16 protein-coding genes and 2 pseudogenes are annotated in these 17392 nt (G+C 40.5%); 9 read left to right on the top strand and 9 right to left on the bottom strand.

Annotated elements, in window-relative coordinates; all coding sequences use genetic code 11:
- The first annotated feature begins 1 nt into the window (after position 1).
- Genes AC3KVK_RS07430 through AC3KVK_RS07415 form a run of 4 tightly spaced genes read left to right on the top strand, consistent with a single transcriptional unit; the run spans position 2 to position 4026 of the window.
- Complete coding sequence (locus AC3KVK_RS07430; protein WP_490312337.1) at positions 2-1555, top strand: ATP-binding protein; 1554 nt, start codon at positions 2-4, stop codon at positions 1553-1555.
- A complete protein-coding gene (locus AC3KVK_RS07425) occupies positions 1552-1944 on the top strand; it encodes a hypothetical protein (RefSeq protein ID WP_490312336.1) in 393 nt (130 codons plus the stop codon). Before AC3KVK_RS07430 ends, AC3KVK_RS07425 begins: the two co-directional genes overlap by 4 nt.
- Before the next feature lie 43 nt (positions 1945-1987).
- A complete protein-coding gene (locus tag AC3KVK_RS07420; RefSeq protein ID WP_518526934.1) occupies positions 1988-3328 on the top strand; it encodes a hypothetical protein in 1341 nt (446 codons plus the stop codon).
- Between the two features lie 11 nt (positions 3329-3339).
- Positions 3340-4026, top strand: coding sequence for a response regulator (locus AC3KVK_RS07415; protein ID WP_490312334.1), 687 nt, complete (start codon positions 3340-3342; stop codon positions 4024-4026).
- 496 nt (positions 4027-4522) lie between these two features.
- Here AC3KVK_RS07415 and AC3KVK_RS07410 read toward each other — a convergent pair whose 3' ends face one another.
- Positions 4523-5044, bottom strand: a complete 522-nt coding sequence (locus AC3KVK_RS07410) for a GrpB family protein (RefSeq protein ID WP_490313771.1) — start codon at positions 5042-5044, stop codon at positions 4523-4525.
- A 510-nt stretch (positions 5045-5554) separates the two neighbouring features.
- Between AC3KVK_RS07410 and AC3KVK_RS07405 the strand changes: the two are divergent.
- Positions 5555-6504, top strand: a pseudogene (locus AC3KVK_RS07405) (IS110 family RNA-guided transposase).
- Positions 6505-6544: 40 nt separating this feature from the next.
- On the opposite strand, the gene AC3KVK_RS07400 reads toward AC3KVK_RS07405, so the two are convergent.
- The gene (locus AC3KVK_RS07400) at positions 6545-7144 is read right to left on the bottom strand and encodes a hypothetical protein (RefSeq protein ID WP_490313765.1); all 600 of its coding nucleotides are present in this window, start codon (positions 7142-7144) and stop codon (positions 6545-6547) included.
- The gene (locus tag AC3KVK_RS07395) at positions 7134-7706 is read right to left on the bottom strand and encodes a hypothetical protein (RefSeq protein WP_490313766.1); all 573 of its coding nucleotides are present in this window, start codon (positions 7704-7706) and stop codon (positions 7134-7136) included. The genes AC3KVK_RS07400 and AC3KVK_RS07395 overlap by 11 nt, the downstream gene beginning before the upstream one ends.
- Positions 7707-8052: 346 nt before the next feature.
- On the opposite strand from AC3KVK_RS07395, the gene AC3KVK_RS07390 reads away from it, so the two are divergent.
- The gene (locus tag AC3KVK_RS07390; protein ID WP_518526906.1) at positions 8053-9003 is read left to right on the top strand and encodes an IS110-like element ISPtu2 family transposase; all 951 of its coding nucleotides are present in this window, start codon (positions 8053-8055) and stop codon (positions 9001-9003) included.
- 28 nt (positions 9004-9031) lie between these two features.
- Here the strand turns inward: AC3KVK_RS07390 and AC3KVK_RS07385 are convergent, their stop codons facing one another.
- Entirely contained in the window at positions 9032-9385 is a 354-nt protein-coding gene (locus tag AC3KVK_RS07385) for a 2OG-Fe(II) oxygenase (protein ID WP_490313777.1), read from the bottom strand.
- Positions 9386-9508: 123 nt separating this feature from the next.
- Between AC3KVK_RS07385 and AC3KVK_RS07380 the strand changes: the two genes are divergently transcribed.
- Complete coding sequence (locus AC3KVK_RS07380; RefSeq protein WP_518526933.1) at positions 9509-10663, top strand: IS110 family RNA-guided transposase; 1155 nt, start codon at positions 9509-9511, stop codon at positions 10661-10663.
- Positions 10664-11061: 398 nt separating this feature from the next.
- Here AC3KVK_RS07380 and AC3KVK_RS07375 read toward each other — a convergent pair whose 3' ends face one another.
- Positions 11062-11334 (bottom strand): DUF3144 domain-containing protein, encoded by a 273-nt coding sequence (locus AC3KVK_RS07375; protein WP_490313772.1) that lies wholly within the window; start codon positions 11332-11334, stop codon positions 11062-11064.
- Positions 11335-11665: 331 nt separating this feature from the next.
- On the opposite strand from AC3KVK_RS07375, the pseudogene AC3KVK_RS07370 reads away from it, so the two are divergent.
- Positions 11666-12615 (top strand): annotated as a pseudogene (locus tag AC3KVK_RS07370) (IS110-like element ISPtu2 family transposase).
- Positions 12616-12651: 36 nt separating this feature from the next.
- Here AC3KVK_RS07370 and AC3KVK_RS07365 read toward each other — a convergent pair.
- Positions 12652-12999 (bottom strand): hypothetical protein, encoded by a 348-nt coding sequence (locus AC3KVK_RS07365; protein ID WP_490313779.1) that lies wholly within the window; start codon positions 12997-12999, stop codon positions 12652-12654.
- 241 nt (positions 13000-13240) lie between these two features.
- Between AC3KVK_RS07365 and AC3KVK_RS07360 the strand changes: the two genes are divergently transcribed.
- Entirely contained in the window at positions 13241-14194 is a 954-nt protein-coding gene (locus AC3KVK_RS07360) for an integron integrase (protein WP_490312053.1), read from the top strand.
- Between the two features lie 208 nt (positions 14195-14402).
- Here AC3KVK_RS07360 and AC3KVK_RS07355 read toward each other — a convergent pair whose 3' ends face one another.
- From AC3KVK_RS07355 to AC3KVK_RS07345, 3 genes are all read right to left on the bottom strand, one after another.
- Positions 14403-16016 (bottom strand): ABC-F family ATPase, encoded by a 1614-nt coding sequence (locus tag AC3KVK_RS07355; RefSeq protein WP_490312054.1) that lies wholly within the window; start codon positions 16014-16016, stop codon positions 14403-14405.
- Between the two features lie 214 nt (positions 16017-16230).
- Positions 16231-16785: an isochorismatase family protein gene (locus tag AC3KVK_RS07350; RefSeq protein WP_490312055.1), complete on the bottom strand. Its 555-nt coding sequence runs from the start codon at positions 16783-16785 to the stop codon at positions 16231-16233.
- Positions 16779-17219, bottom strand: a complete 441-nt coding sequence (locus tag AC3KVK_RS07345) for a helix-turn-helix domain-containing protein (protein ID WP_490312056.1) — start codon at positions 17217-17219, stop codon at positions 16779-16781. The genes AC3KVK_RS07350 and AC3KVK_RS07345 overlap by 7 nt, the downstream gene beginning before the upstream one ends.
- Between the last annotated feature and the right edge of the window lie 173 nt (positions 17220-17392).

The raw sequence follows: 17392 nt of genomic DNA, 5'->3' as shown, positions 1-17392 counted from the left end.
TTTGCATACGCTATTCTTACGAATTTACGGTTCAGTCATTATCGCAATAAGCCTGGTTTTATTGCTGACCTATTTCGTATTTTCAGAGATAAATCACCACCGTTATCAGCAGCATTTAACTGAACAGCTATCAGGGACTTTGTATTTGCTCAAGCAAGGGGTGAATCGACAAAAAAATGATGCCGATCGCGAGCGTTGGCTGGAGCTAGTCGCATCGTTGATGGATGTGAGCCTTTGGACAACTAAGCAGCAACCCACACTCAGTCACGTTAACATTACAGCAAGTCGCCATGCATCAAATGGTTATGTGATCAGCTACCCCATTAATGCTCAACAACAACTCAACATGGCTATCAATGGCATCACAGAACAGCTTGCAACTGGTACGGCGTTTTTACTGTTAAACGAACTAGGCTTGTATAACGCACAAGACAGACAAACCATCTATCCAATAATCAGTCAGGAGTTTCACTATCCGATTAACCGAGTTAACAGTGCAGATCACCCCTTCGATAGTGAACAAATAGAACGCTTAACCCGCGGCGAAATGGTCATTGTGTGGCAAACGAAATTCGATAGCAGCTTATCGTTTGATGTGTACGCGCCTTGGGGCAACTCACCAGATTTACTCAAGCTTGGTACGATCAACATATTTGAACAATACCCTAATTGGTTATTAGTGTCGGGTTTCATAGCCGTATTAGTCACACTCGCGATACTGATAATGCTCATTATCCGTTTAATCGTTAATAGACTGACTTATATTCAACATAAAGTCGATGCAATAGAGCCAGAATTAATCCAAGCTCCTAACATGCCAGAGCAACTCGATGTGATTAACCAATTAACTTGGAAAATCGATCAAATGGCCCAGCGTATTACTCGCTTAATCAAACAAAAAGATCACATGTTTCGTGCTGTTTCTCATGATTTAAGAACTCCCCTATCAAAAGCACAATTCAGATTAGAAGCCTTAAGTATTCAAGTCGGTGCCGATAACTGCTTAATCGAGCAAACCAAAGCAGATCTTAACCAGCTCAATCTATTGATTGGTGATTTACTCAGTTACGAAAAACTATCTGAAAACCATACAGTGGCAAAGGAGCCGGTTGATCTGACTGGCTTAATTGAAACCATCCTTGATGGAATGAAAATTGTTTTTCCTAAAATCACTTTTATTTTCAATCACGAACAACGCACTTCTACTTTCATCAATAAACAGTTATTCACCCGCATGTTAGAGAATTTATTCAATAATGCGGCTCGGTTTGCAACGACTCAGGTCACCGTTTCACTCACTCAACGTGAGCGCACAAAGATGATTGATATTATCGACGATGGTCCAGGGGTGGATGAATGCAGCAAACAGCATATTTTTGAGCCCTTTTACCAACAAGATCAAAGCCGCAGTAACAACACCAGCGGCTATGGCTTAGGCCTTGCGATAGTCAAACAAATTACTCTACAGCATCAGGCAGAGATTGAGTTAATCGAGAGCCCAATAGGCGCACACTTTCGGATTTCGTTCACTTATCCACTAGGTGGTACACCATGAGCATACGAGTGCTCATTATTTTAGTGAGCTTGCTAGGCGTTAATAATCTGTTTGCCCAACCCACACAAACAAGTGGCTCTGATAAAAAGCCAGCCGAAAAAGAGTCACCAGCCGTTAAACCCAATCAAAAAACCATAGATTGGGGCGACTGGAATAAAAAATATCAGCCACACCAACGTTTTGGCGTCGGCATAAAGGGGCGATTACAACATGCGATTAGTGAGCTAGACAAAAGCAATTTATTAAATGATACAACAAGTATTTCTAGCACCGCTAAAAGCACACTCGACGAAGATAAAAAACGAAAAGACATCAAAAAAATGAAACAAGAACTCAGAGCGCTTGAAGAAAAAGTAAAACAAGAGATTGAAAACAATGAAGACTATTAAACTCCGCGCCTTCGCTTTCGCAGTCATATTTATGACTCACTTCATGCCTCATGTTACGAGTGCAACAGCAGCACCACTTAACATGTTTGAGCAAGCCATGCAGCATATTGAACGCGGTGAGTGGGCCGCGGCAGAAACACTGCTGAATTATCAACTGACGCAAACGCCTGATCAGCATAGAGTGCGCTTAGAACTCGCTTTAACACAAATGCAATTGGCAAAATTCACCGAAGCTCAGTCACATTTACTTACGCTAAAAAACGCCCCCGACTTACCCGACAATGTGCAGTTTAATATCGATATCTTACTCAATGAAATCAACCTGCAATTTGATCAAATCGCCAATCCAACACCTCATCATCAATGGGGGCTGATTGGATCAGTCGCTATGGGCTACGATGATAATGTTAGATTTAGCTTTGGCGATTACTTTTTAGATGATGACCCATTTTTAGATAGTTTTTACTTTGAGTTACCTGATGGCAAAGAATATTTTATTTCGCAAAAAGGATTCCTTTATAGCTTAGATGGCGAAATCGTCATGCCAGAAGAGATCGGCCTAGATCTCTCGCCCCTGCTCGAAAAACCCAACTCAGCATTTGTTGAATCAACCGCCTTAATTAACTTCGACTATGCTGGCAGTGATGTTAATTGGAAGAATACCCTTTTGATCCGTAACATTGATAACGCAGATTTTAGCGAATATGACAAGTTACTCTTTAAGTTCGATTCCGAAATTAATTGGCCATTTTCCAGCGATAAAGAAATCGCCTTGCAATTTGAGCAACGTAATCAATTTCGCGGCGGGCAACCGCAAATCCAATCCAGCGCCCTAAAGTTAGATTATCGTGTCTTTTTTCAAAGTAGCGAATGGCATGTTTATGGCGAATACATGGATCGCCATTTTGAAACCATAGAAGTCAAATTTGGCGATTTCTCATATACCAACTTAGGGTTTGATAATGTTTCGTGGGCGGCGGGCATCGAATGGAATAAACTTTTTTACAACAATCGTTTGTTAGCTAAAGTACAATTCGAGTTGAAAAACAATGACGCCAGTGATGGCTTGAATTATCAAGGCGGTATTGTCAAAACAGCCTTAGTGTATCAATTGCAAGATAATTGGAGTGCGGTAGGCTACGTGCACTTTTTTCAACAAAATTACAATCAAAGTGATTTAGCCAGAATTTATGGGCTCGATGAGAAAAGTGAATTCGCCGCCATCGATAAAAGTGTGCGGATCGGCTCTAAGGTTGAGTATCAAATCAATGAACAATTAGCGACGTTTCTTTCGGCCGACTGGGGGGAGCGCTCATCAGATATATACTCGGGAATTCACAGTAATACTGTACGCATCAAACTCGGCTTTAATTTTGAATTTTAAGATGGTAATCAATGGATAAATATAACCTGATAATCGTTGAGGATGACCTTGAACTGGCGAACTTAACACAAGCATTTTTTCAACAATTTGAGTTCAATTGCACAGTGATCAGTGATGGCAAAACAGCCGTTGAGAAAATTAATGCCGAACAACCCGATCTCGTGCTACTCGACCTAATGCTACCCGATATTGATGGCATGCAAGTATTTCAACAAATCAAACCCACTTTTTCAGGCAAAGTAGCCATGTTAACTGCACGGGGCGATACCATAGATCAAGTGCTCGGTTTAGAGTTTGGCGCTGACGACTACATATCCAAACCCATCGAACCACGCCTACTCTTAGCAAAATGCAGAGCGTTATTGCGCCGTGAAGTCAACTCCCCGCCCACACAAGAGCAAGATCTCTCACTCATTGGTATCGATATCAATCAACATAAACGAGAAGTTCGAAAAGCAAACCAACTTCTCGAGTTAGCCGCACCAGAATACGACCTGTTATTACTGCTGATTGCACACCGAGGCCAAGTGATTACCCGAGACTATATTTTTAAATCGCTTTGGGGCCTCGCATACGATGGTCAAAACCGTCAAGTGGATATTTATATTTCAGCCCTTCGCAGTAAATTAGAACTTGATGCCAACCAGCCGAGCCTCATTAAAACCGTGCGCTCCAAAGGCTACTTGTTTACAGGTTAAAACTCTGCAAACAGATCACTTGAGCCGTGATTTTATAAGTCCTAGACGTGGAGCCTAAATCGATGAACACACATCTTTCGGGTGTGGTTCTAGCCACCAACACACAAAAAAATTAATAAAATAGAGACTCACAATCACAGTGATGAGGAGGTGTCCACTAAAGCGGGGGAGGAACAGTTTTTTGATTTTGACGAACAGACATCACTAATCGCGTTGATATTAGTAAGGAATGATGGCCAAGTGAAGTTGCAAATTGATGCCAATAATTAGCACTGGCACAGTGCCTCAAAAATAATCGCTGAAGGACTGAGTGACACTAAGTACTCTTTCAATTACTGCAGTGTCATCTCATTATTTGAGTGCACTTTATTATTTGTATAACGACAAACTTGTATTAATTTATGAGCTAAATCGACACCCATTCTTAACTTATTCACTATCGAACTCCGGAAATAATTTCTACTTCAGTGTAGAAGTTGGGAGTCCAATTATCTTGTTAGGCAAATTTCCACTTCAACGCTATAGCTTCGTGCTCTTTAATAAAACTATCCTTATAGTCACAATACACACCAATGTCATTGTTACATATTGCTGCACCTTCTTGTTTCAGACGACCATATGCTAAAGCTACTGATGGAAAAGCAATAAGATAGTCACGAAAAGCAAGATGCCTATTCGCTCCCTCTGAGCCTGAAACAAAAGCATGAATTTGATGAGTAAGCTGCTCTCCACCTTTTTGGAAATAACGACGACCTGGAATTCCATACTCACCTTTTGCCCGGTAACCTATTGAGTTCATATGATCAGTTTTTGCATCTAAAGCTTCAAAGTTCTTCACTTCGATAAGAATGTCAATAATTGGCTTGGCACACAAACCCTTTACGGAAGTACTGCCAATATGATGAATAGCAACAATATTGTCAGAGTTTAACGCTGACTGAATAACTCTCTTTTCTCGAATGAAGTCACTTACCCATTCATCTCGATATTCCACAACTTCTACTACTCTGAAGCTCATATTACCTCCATTTTCCTAACGAGACTGTAGAAAAACTCCAACAGCCAAATTTAACTAAAAAACGAGCTCCTGTAATCAACTCTAAGCGCATTTAAGGCATTAGCTAATGCATTTGGAACCCAGAAAACAGCCTGTTTTTCTTAAAAAAGAGTAATTCTACAGCCTCAACGCCGCGTTAAGTGGTGAACAACGCGACCACCTAGCCTAACCCATTGTGCCGTAAACACTAAAGCCGATTCAAACTGAAACTGCCAAGCGTTGTGAATCCGCCTTAAACGCTTTGTATGGATAATAAACCCATCTAATTATTCTTTTAAACCGGGTTAGGGTAAGGTGAGACCCAGGCTTTAGCTGCAACTAAAGCTCTCTTTTGTGGTAGTTCGATTGAGTGATGGCTCCTCTGTTGAGAGACCGATAACAAGAATGAATGCCACCAAAGACTCCAAGCATCACACTCGAATAGTCTACTGGGTCTCGAACCCGCATTATGCAAGCAAGAGTTAGCTTATTATGAAAACAAATACTAATCAAAACATTAATGTCGGTGTCGATACCGGAAAATTTCAACTCGATATTTATATTCGCCCTCTTGATATCTATTTCACCGTTAAGAACGATGAAAAAGGGATTGCTGAGGCAATTAAAAAAATCAAAATTCACTCTCCAAAACGTATCATTATTGAAGCCACTGGCCGCCTTGAAATGCCCTTTATTATTGCATGTGCAAAGGCCAATTTACCTTTTGTCATTGCCAACCCAATACACATAAAACGCTTTGCTGGTGCCATTGGTCAACGCGCCAAAACCGACAAGCTAGATGCACAGTTAATTGCACATTATGGCGAGGCAATTAAACCCACTATTTCCACCCTAAAGCCTGACATCATGCAGACTATGAGTGATTTAGTTGCCAGAAGAAATCAGCTGCTAGTCATGCAAAGGATGGAAAAAAACCGCCTGCAAATTTTACCAAAAGAGCTGGTTTCAACCATCAAACCTATTTTAACGGCCTTTAAAAATCAGATTGAAAAAATTGAAAATAAAATTCTAAAACTCATTGAATCATGCCCTGAATATTCAGCCAAAACACGATTCTACAAAGCATGAAAGGCATTGGTAAAATTGCCGCTGCCTCCATCATCAGTAACTTACCTGATCTTGGCTATATGTCGAATAAAGAAGCCGGTGCATTGGTTGGCGTTGCGCCTATGAATCGCGAAAGTGGCCGCTATAAAGGGCTTCGAAAAATTCAAGGTGGGCGGCATCAAGTACGCACCGTTTTATACATGGCGATGATGTCAGCCATCCAATCAAACCCTGTTTTTAAATCAACTTATCAGCGATTAGTTGCTGCTGGGAAACCGAAAAAAGTAGCGCTTATTGCGTGTGTCAGGAAGATGATTGTGATCTTAAATTCGATGCTCAGAGACGGAGTAATGTGGGAAGCGCCAAAAGTTTAAAATTAGCTATTGACGCCATAGTCTCTTGTTATGTTTCTTGTTATGTTTCTTTTTCGAGACTATCCTGCTTTAGTTTTTGGTGCCATGCTTTTCTATTAAATTCCAGAAACTCCCTAACTGATTTGATATGTTCTATCGCCGCTAGTTTTGCTTCCTTTTTACTCCCCATACTTTTTAAAAACTTCTTAGTAATTGCCTTCGTAGCTACTGAATTCCATTTACCGTTCATCAATTCAGGAGCCACTTCTATTAATAAAGCAGGCTTATCGCCATATACAGCAGAAGGTTTATCACCATGTTCGCCTAAAATGATATAAAGTACTTTTGAAAATAAAACCCCTTCAATAATACTAAATTCTTCTGCAGCGTCTAAACGCAACGTTATTTTAGCCGAACTTGGCTTTTTAAATTCTAGCTGAAGAAATACTTGTGATTTTTTAATAGGATGCCAGCCCCAAGTTGCAACTAAATCTCCTGAGAGCAAATCTTGATGTACTTTAACGAGTTCAGTAAATTCTGACGATGCTTTATGGTGAACAACTACCGCTGGCAGGAATGCCCCATCATTAATGTCTATATTTGATATTATCCCGTCCGATACTATCCCAATTGTTTGAGCTTTTTTTATTCTATTGAACATTTTCTAAAACCCTCATGGCATACGTAGTAGTTTTTATGGCTCGACCTTGGGAACTTATTAGATTAATTGTTGTTGAATCTATTCTAGAGGTTAGAGCTATAGACTTTGGTAGTTTGAATATAGCGTATCCCGCTATGCTTTCTCTCGGAGAGAAACTAATCGAATCAGGTAGTATGTCTATCGCTTTCATAGCATCAGGTAACTTGATTAGTTCATGTTCCGGGGACAGAATTACTTCATTAATTTCACCAACATCGTTTCTATACTTTACACTCAGCTCAACAGCACTTACACCGTCATTTACTAATGAGTTACTAGTTATCAGTAGGTTGTAGCACAAATAACTATCGTCAAAATTTAACCTGTAATTGTCATTAATATTTAGTTTAAATCTGGACTCCTTGGCATTAAACTCTTTCTCTGCTATTTGTTTAGCTTGCCTAGCTATTTTCTTACTAGATAGGGCCGTTAACCACCCCATAAAACCAATAATGAATGCACATATAGAAATGTATGTGTCTTTATGTAGTATTAAATGCTTAATTGACTCATCCAATGTCATATAATCTCCTTAAGTGAAATTAGAAACATAACGCCCCAATAAGCGGCGGATAATAGTTGGCTAAAATTGTGAACGAAGTGAACGCAGCCAACTGTTATACGTCCGACTTGATTGACTTGTATGGATAATAAACCCATCTAATTATTCTTTTAAACCGGGTTAGGGTAATGTGAGACCCAGGCTTTAGCTGCAACTAAAGCTCTCTTTTGTGGTAGTTCGATTGAGCGATGGCTCCTCTGTTGAGAGACCGATAACAAGAATGAACGCCACAAAAGACTCCAAGCATCACACTCGAATAGTCTACTGGGTCTCGAACCCGCATTATGCAAGCAAGAGTTAGCTTATTATGAAAACAAATACTAATCAAAACATTAATGTCGGTGTCGATACCGGCAAATTTCAACTCGATATTTATATTCGCCCTCTTGATATCTATTTCACCGTTAAGAACGATGAAAAAGGGATTGCTGAGGCAATTAAAAAAATCAAAATTCACTCTCCAAAACGTATCATTATTGAAGCCACTGGCCGCCTTGAAATGCCCTTTATTATTGCATGTGCAAAGGCCAATTTACCTTTTGTCATTGCCAACCCAATACACATAAAACGCTTTGCTGGTGCCATTGGTCAACGCGCTAAAACCGACAAGCTAGATGCACAGTTAATTGCACATTATGGCGAGGCAATTAAACCCACACTCTCCACCCTAAAGCCTGACATCATGCAGACTATGAGTGATTTGGTTGCCAGAAGAAATCAGCTGTTAGTCATGCAAACGATGGAAAAAAACCGCCTGCAAATTTTACCAAAAGAGCTGATTTCAACCATCAAACCTATTTTAACGGCCTTTAAAAATCAGATTGAAAAAATTGAAAATAAAATTCTAAAACTCATTGAATCATGCCCTGAATATTCAGCCAAAAACACGATTCTACAAAGCATGAAAGGCATTGGTAAAATTGCCGCTGCCTCCATCATCAGTAACTTACCTGAGCTTGGCTATATGTCGAATAAAGAAGCCGGTGCATTGGTTGGCGTTGCGCCTATGAATCGCGAAAGTGGCCGCTATAAAGGGCTTCGAAAAATTCAAGGTGGGCGACATCAAGTACGCACCGTTTTATACATGGCGATGATGTCAGCCATCCAATCAAACCCTGTTTTTAAATCAACTTATCAGCGATTAGTTGCTGCTGGGAAACCGAAAAAAGTAGCGCTTATTGCGTGTGTCAGGAAGATGATTGTGATCTTAAATTCGATGCTCAGAGACGGAGTAATGTGGGAAGCGCCAAAAGTTTAAAATTAGCTATTGACGCCATAGTCTCTTGTTAGGTGTTTTTTACCCAACCAATGCTAAGTAAATACCGATTACCTTTTACAACTTTTGAAACTTGATGTTCGCTTACATCTGGGCGAAATAATTTAATCCGTTTTGTTTCGTAAATTGGATTCGTGCAAATAAACTCACCGCCCTTATCTGCAGTTTTGATTACGATATTTAATCGATAATGTTTACCAGATACAACTTTATCCGTATGTGGTGCTATTTCACTCCCTTCAGGAAATTTGAGCAGATAAGTATCGAATTTTACAGGCCAAGTTGCTCCACAAAGTAGCATTTTATCGTACCCCGATTTTTGCCTGCCTCGTTCCCAACGAAATAGTTTACTCAGAAAAGACATACGGACTCTCGAAACACCTAGACATAATGACTCCTACACGGTGCTAGCCTCCGCATTTTCGTGGGTTAGCTTAAAGCCAGAGCCATAATTAGTTTGTCAAATAACTAAACAGCAGAGGCTAGCATGACTAAACATAACATACTTTTCATTGGCTTAGATACTCATAAAGAGTTTGTGGAAGTGGCATACATTGAAGATAATCGCGGCGCAAAACCCATTCATTTCGGTCGTATTTCGTCTGCTAAAGTCGCTATTAAAAAGCTTATCAGGCAATTTGAGTCTAAATATCCCAATGCCACTCTGCATTTCGTTTATGAAGCTGGCCCCTGTGGTTATTGGATTTACCGCTTAATTACTTCTCTTGGACATTGTTGTTACGTAGTTGCCCCTTCGCTTATTCCTAAAAAGCCTGGGGAGCGTGTGAAAACTGACAAACGTGATGCCCTTAAACTGGCTAAATTACTTAAGTCTGAAGACTTAACCCCTATTTATGTACCTGAGCCTGAAGATGAAGCTGTTCGTGATTTATCTCGTGCTCGAGAAGTTGCGATGAAAGACTTAAAAGATGCCAAATACCAACTAAAAGCACTGCTTCTTCGCAATAATATTAACTACGCTGGTACTGCAAACTGGTCTCTCAAACACTTACGTTGGCTCACAGAGCTGGTATTGCCACACCCCGCACAACAAATCGTTTTACAAGAGTTTATTCAAACTATAAACGAGCGAATTGCACGATTGGAGCGACTCGACAACGAACTCTCTCACCATGTTTATCAATGGCGATACTACCCTGTTGTTAAAGCCATTCAGGCTATGCGCGGCGTTCGTTTGCTTGTGGCCGCAGGCGTTGTGGCTGAGCTTGGCGATTTAACGCGCTTTGACCATCCGCGAAAACTCATGAGTTATCTTGGCCTTGTACCTAGTGAACACTCCAGCGGTGGTAAAAGGCATATTGGCGCCATCACAAAATGCGGGAATGGTCGTGCTAGGCGCTTATTAGTCGAAGGCGCTCATAGTTATCGCCATGCTGCCAACATCTCGACTGAACTACAAAAGCGACAAGAAGGCTTACCAAAACAGATTGTTGATATCGCATGGAAAGCGCAGTTAAGGCTCTGTAAGCGTTATAAAAAGCTCATTAATAAAGGCAAGCATTACAACCTCGTTGTCACCGCCATTGCCCGTGAAATGATTGCTTATATCTGGGCAATCGCAAAACAGATTGTACTCTCACCGATAAATCCTAAATTAAGATTATCAAGAGTACCTGCTTAATATGAACGAATTAGAGTTAATGCATTGGGTCAAGCATCGGGTGTGGCACAACCACCGACGGCGTTAGGATGGCAATGTTGCTACCGTAACATTGAACCACGAACATAGACTGAAGACAGGTGCCACGTCGAGTTAAGTAAGGTCTGCTCTGCTCATGAAAGTGAGTAACCAACGAATACCAGCATGAAAACCGACGAAATTACTTGCTTCATCCTATGTATTAACTCGCTCTAATTCGAGTGAAGAAATTATGGCTTAAAGTTAGGCAAGGATCAGTGTGCTTAACTTGACAGTGGGAGTCATACCAACGCCCTGTTAAGGGGCTGATTAATGTTTGGCTAAAATGTGGAGCGAAGCGGAACCGAGCCAAACGTTAGCAGTCCCGCTTGCACAGCTTGTTATGAGTTTTCTTCTTCAGATGTATAGTATTCTACACCTGAGCGTATCGAAGACTCGAAAAACTCCATATGCTCTTTGATAAATGATTCTAAATCGACTTGTTCACTTTCAGATTTTATTGCGTAATACCTAGCCGTATAGCAAGCCATGGTATACATAAAAGATGAATTCACTTGAGGAATAGAAAGTTCATTTTCCTTTGCTATAGCACTTTGCATAAATTCATCTACAACTTCGTAGAATTTATCTTCTAGATTTTCGTCAATATCCATACTTTCGAATACTCATAACGCCCAAATAATGGGCAAAAAATAGTTGGTTAAAATTAGCGACGCAGGAGCAAAACCAACTGTTTTTTGTCCTGTTAATTTGCTTGTATGGATAATAAACCCATCTAATTATTCTTTTAAACCGGGTTAGGGTAATGTGAGACCCAGGCTTTAGCTGCAACTAAAGCTCTCTTTTGTGGTAGTTCGATTGAGCGATGGCTCCTCTGTTGAGAGACCGATAACAAGAATGAACGCCACAAAAGACTCCAAGCATCACACTCGAATAGTCTACTGGGTCTCGAACCCGCATTATGCAAGCAAGAGTTAGCTTATTATGAAAACAAATACTAATCAAAACATTAATGTCGGTGTCGATACCGGCAAATTTCAACTCGATATTTATATTCGCCCTCTTGATATCTATTTCACCGTTAAGAACGATGAAAAAGGGATTGCTGAGGCAATTAAAAAAATCAAAATTTACTCTCCAATACGTATCATTATTGAAGCCACTGGCCGCCTTGAAATGCCCTTTATTATTGCATGTGCAAAGGCCAATTTACCTTTTGTCATTGCCAACCCAATACACATAAACGCTTTGCTGGTGCCATTGGTCAACGCGCTAAAACCGACAAGCTAGATGCACAGTTAATTGCACATTATGGCGAGGCAATTAAACCCACACTCTCCACCCTAAAGCCTGACATCATGCAGACTATGAGTGATTTGGTTGCCAGAAGAAATCAGCTGTTAGTCATGCAAACGATGGAAAAAAATCGCCTGCAAATTTTACCAAAAGAGCTGATTTCAACCATCAAACCTATTTTAACGGCCTTTAAAAATCAGATTGAAAAAATTGAAAATAAAATTCTAAAACTCATTGAATCATGCCCTGAATATTCAGCCAAAAACACGATTCTACAAAGCATGAAAGGCATTGGTAAAATTGCCGCTGCCTCCATCATCAGTAACTTACCTGAGCTTGGCTATATGTCGAATAAAGAAGCCGGTGCATTGGTTGGCGTTGCGCCTATGAATCGCGAAAGTGGCCGCTATAAAGGGCTTCGAAAAATTCAAGGTGGGCGGCATCAAGTACGCACCGTTTTATACATGGCGATGATGTCAGCCATCCAATCTAACCCTGTTTTTAAATCAACTTATCAGCGATTAGTTGCTGCTGGGAAACCGAAAAAAGTAGCGCTTATTGCGTGTGTCAGGAAGATGATTGTGATCTTAAATTCGATGCTCAGAGACGGAGTAATGTGGGAAGCGCCAAAAGTTTAAAATTAGCTATTGACGCCATAGTCTCTTGTTAGGTGTTTAATACTGCCACTTGCCTTGCTCTACTAATAGCTGATTACCATTTTTATCTAAGACTTCCAGTACACCAGAGTTATGAATGAAATATTTAGCACCATCAGCGATGAATTCATAGCCTTGAAATGCGCAAGGAGTTATACCATCTGCGCATTTGGTATGAACCGTTTTCCCTTTTACGGTTTGCTTATTTTCAAAACCAACAGCGGAATATATAAATTTTATTTTATCGCAAGTTACAACACCTTCTTCACATTCTCGTTCAATTTGAATAGTGAAGTTGTCTGTAATAAGTGTTTCCGCAAAAACAGTTGAGGAAAGTATTATTAGCGCAAAAGTTAAATATTTCACAAGACTCCCCTAAACACCTAACAATTTTATAGTGCGCGCTTCGCGCATCTTTCTGCCGATGACACGCTCATAATTCATAACTTCATTTTTAACAAATAACTTAACTCATTGCCAGCTATAATTTTTTTATCGGTACTAAAGATACTCAGACAAGAGAAAATGCGCTCTTGCCTCATTTTCTTGAATATGGGAGCATAACAGCTAAGCTGTATATTTATACAGTTCACTGCCTGGTGATAACATGCGAACGCGCTCCCCATTTTTAAACTATATCGCTGATTATATGTTGGTACGTCAGTATTCATTACGTACTGTGGACACGTACCTTAGATGGATTGCATCTTATATCCATTTTCATGATAAGCGCCACCCCGCTTCGATGGGAGACAATGAAGTCGAACGCTATCTAGAACACTTAGTATTAAGGCAAAACGTTGCACCACGAACGCAAGCAACGGCTCTCAATTCATTGTCATTTTTATATAAGCACATTATAAAAAACGAACTGTCGTTAAACTTAAATTTTACCCGCAGTAAAAAACAAGCAAAACTATCTATCGTTATGACGCCTGAAGAGGTAAAGCTGCTCATGACTCATTTAAATAAGCGTTATTATCTTATTGCAGGCCTTATGTATGGGAGTGGTTTAAGGGTAATGGAAGCGGTCCAATTAAGAGTGAAAGATATTGACTTTGATTACAAGTGTATTCAAGTTTGGAATGGAAAAGGAAATAAACACCGGGTTGTAACGCTGGCGACAGAGCTAATCCCTATGTTGAGAAATCAAATTTTGAACGTTGATGATTATTTAAAACTTGATTTAAATAATACGGAATACGCTGGGGTATGGATGCCATATGCTTTAACAAAGAAATATCCATCTGCTAATAAGTCTTTAGGTTGGCAATACTTGTTTCCTTCTCATCAATTAAGTGTCAATCCTGAAACAGGGGAAATAAGACGGCATCATTTTCATCACTCTTGTATAAGAAAAGAAGTAAAGAAAGCAGTTAAAAAATCGGGATTAACAAAAACAATAACACCGCATACTTTACGTCATTCGTTTGCAACGCATCTATTGCAAAGTGGTGCTGATATTCGTACTGTACAATCACAATTAATGGCGTGGTTAGCCCGTTGTCTAAACTACTTTAACAATCAATGTGGTTATTTATACAATTATTGTAAGTTCTGAACATCAATTTTTTTTGGTAAAAACTATCATCCTAGGCTTTTGAGTTGGGCTAAAGCACAACCTTGTATTAGCAAAAAATCTGTCGCTATGTGAAACCCTTGCTGCCAAACGAGTGATTCCATCTGCGTCCAATAAAAAAACCGGCTTGCGCCGGTTTTTTATTCTTTATATTAATAACTTATAGTAAGTAACGGATAGCTCGCCTAACTTAGCGCACACCTAATAGCGCAGCTTGCTCTGCTTGGCTGGCTAAATATTCATCGAACGTGCCGTGAAAATTCACCACTTTTTTATCTTTAATATCGATAATGCGGGTCGCAAGAGATGAAACAAACTCGCGGTCATGGCTAACAAAAATCAACGTGCCTTGGTAGTCTTTTAAGGCGTTGTTTAATGCTTCAATGGCTTCCATATCCATGTGGTTGGTTGGCTCATCCATAATTAATACGTTGATGTCTTGCATCATTAATTTGCCAAATAATAAGCGATTTTTTTCACCACCCGAGCAATTCTTCGCTTTTTTATTGGCGTCGTCAGCGGTAAATAATAAACGCCCTAACATAGCACGTACCATTAAATCATTGTGCTTCGCAGTGCGCCACTGCGACATCCAATCAAATAAGGTTAAGTCGTTATCAAAATCTTTGGTGCTGTCTTGTGGGCAGTATCCGATAGACGCATTTTCAGACCACTTGACTACCCCTTCATTAACTTGGAGATCGTTGATTAAACAGCGTAAAAAAGTGGTTTTACCGACGCCGTTTTCGCCGATGATCGCAAGCTTTGCTCCAGCTTCTAAAATTAACTCGCCCTTTGAAAACAACACATCGCCGTCAAAGCCATGACCAAAATCTTCTAAAATAAGGGCCTGACGGTGCATTTTTTTACCTTCATCAAAGCGTAATGACGGCGAAATACGGCTACTTGATTTTACCTCGTCAAGAGAGATTTTTTCCATGCGTTTGGCGCGCGAGCTGGCTTGTTTGGCTTTTGAAGCATTGGCACCAAAGCGATTGACGAAGTCTTGTAGCTCTTCGATTTCTGATTGTTTTTTCGCATTGCCAGCGAGTAATTGTTCGCGGATCAATGATGATGCTTCAACAAATTTTTCGTAATTACCCGGATAAATGCGCAATTCACCGTAGTCGATATCAGCCATGTGCGTACAAACAGCATTTAAGAAGTGACGGTCGTGCGAAATGATGATCATGGTGCATTTACGCTGATTCAATTCGTTTTCTAGCCAACTAATCGTGTGAATATCGAGGTTATTGGTGGGCTCATCGAGCAATAAAATATCAGGGTTAGCAAACAGAGCTTGCGCTAGCAACACCCGCAGTTTCCAACCTGGCGCCACTTGCGACATTAAACCAAAATGAAACTCTTCTTCGATGCCTGCTTTTAATAAAATATCACCTGCGCGACTTTCTGCGCTGTAACCATCCATTTCGCCATATAAACTTTCAAGATCGCCCACCCGCATACCATCTTCTTCGCTCATTTCTGGCAATGCATAAATACGGTCACGCTCTTGTTTAACTTTCCAAAGCTCAGTGTCACCCATAATCACGGTATCAACCACGGTATATTGCTCAAACGCAAATTGGTCTTGGCTTAAGTTACCCACTTTCAAACCGGGCGCTATTGAGACATTGCCCGAAGTCGGGGTGAGCACTCCGCTGAGGATTTTCATAAAGGTTGATTTACCACACCCATTGGCACCAATTAAACCATAGCGGTTTCCGTTGCCAAATTTAGCTGAAATATTTTCGAACAAAGGCTCTGCACCAAACTGCATGGTGATATTTGCGGTTGAGATCAAGATGAATTCCTAAACAAGCTGCGCCGCCCTAACCGACTCATTACCGATTAATGCCGACATCTAAAGGTTGGTCTAAATGAGGGCGCAAATTATACAGAGCTTAGTATCGTGCTGTCGAGTAAAGCTTGCGTTTATTCAGTTCCCATTTCTACTGTTTGTTTTAATCAAGCTATCCACTTTAATATTTGTTCCCTTTTTGTATTGTAAACTCTTATCACTGCGCTGACTTAATCAGGCTTAATACTGCCTTAAACTCTGGGACTTGGCAGTTGCCCATTAATTCAAACAAACACATTTCAACACTAGTTTGACGTGCGCCTGCTTGGATCATTTTGTTTATGGCCAACTCTTTATTACCGAGTGTCCGTGACGAGAGACAGTCAGTTACGAGTTCCACCTGTAAGCCTTGTGATAATAAACTCATCACCGTTTGGTACACACATATATGGGCTTCAATGCCTATCACTAACCATTGAGTGATCCCAGCATCGACTGACTGCTGAAATGTTTCGCAAAATTCTGGGCTGCCAAATGCATCAAAGGTTATTTTTGTAAGCGGGACGCTTGGAAAATACTTGGCTAAACTCGGCGGCGTGTAGCCTAATTTTTCGGGGTTTTGCTCTACAGCATGGATCGGTATACCAAGCTCTTTAGCCCCTTTTAACAAAATCTGCGTCTGTATGATCAGGCGCTCACTGTCATGCACTAATGTCGCGAGTTTCCCTTGAATATCAACCACTAGTAACCCAGTAGCGTGTTTTTTTAACATGCTGAGTCTCCTTCCTTTATTTCACGTTGTAACACCGCCACTAATTGACCCGTTTTACCAGTTACGACGCCTTGAGCTAAATCGGGTGTCAGAATTTGCACTAAGGCCCAACCTGCTTGGCCTTGTTGATTTAAGATACTCGCCAAATCAGGCAGCGTCGACTTTTTAAGCCCAGCTAAAAAACCTTGGTTGTTCTCTATGGTCAGCGTTTTAAATTCATACTGCTTAACGCTCGCAATAGGGGGTTTATCAAACGTTGAAATCGCGACATCAAAGGCAGCCGCAATGGCTTTTGTCGATTGCAAAGACGCATGTCCCTGATTTTCTATGCGTTGAATAGTACGAATATTAAGGCCACTGGCCAGCGCTAATTCTTCTTGCGACCATGCTTGCTCTTTACGAAGGGCGAGGATCCGTTGTGTGTCTATGATCATAATGACTCCTACTTTGTCTGTTACCTTTATCATCACCGAACGAGCGTGTCACGATAACGGCGTTTTTACGTTTATTACCCGACAGTAACACGACATTTATACGTCAGTAGTCGTTTTTTACACTCGCCGCTAACAAAAAGCCGACAGAGTCCAAGTCTGTCGGCTGATCATAA

This window comes from Pseudoalteromonas sp. J2K-J979 (assembly GCF_058169715.2).
The sequence above is the reverse complement of the archived record's forward strand: the minus strand, read 5'-3'. Positions and strand labels throughout refer to the sequence as shown.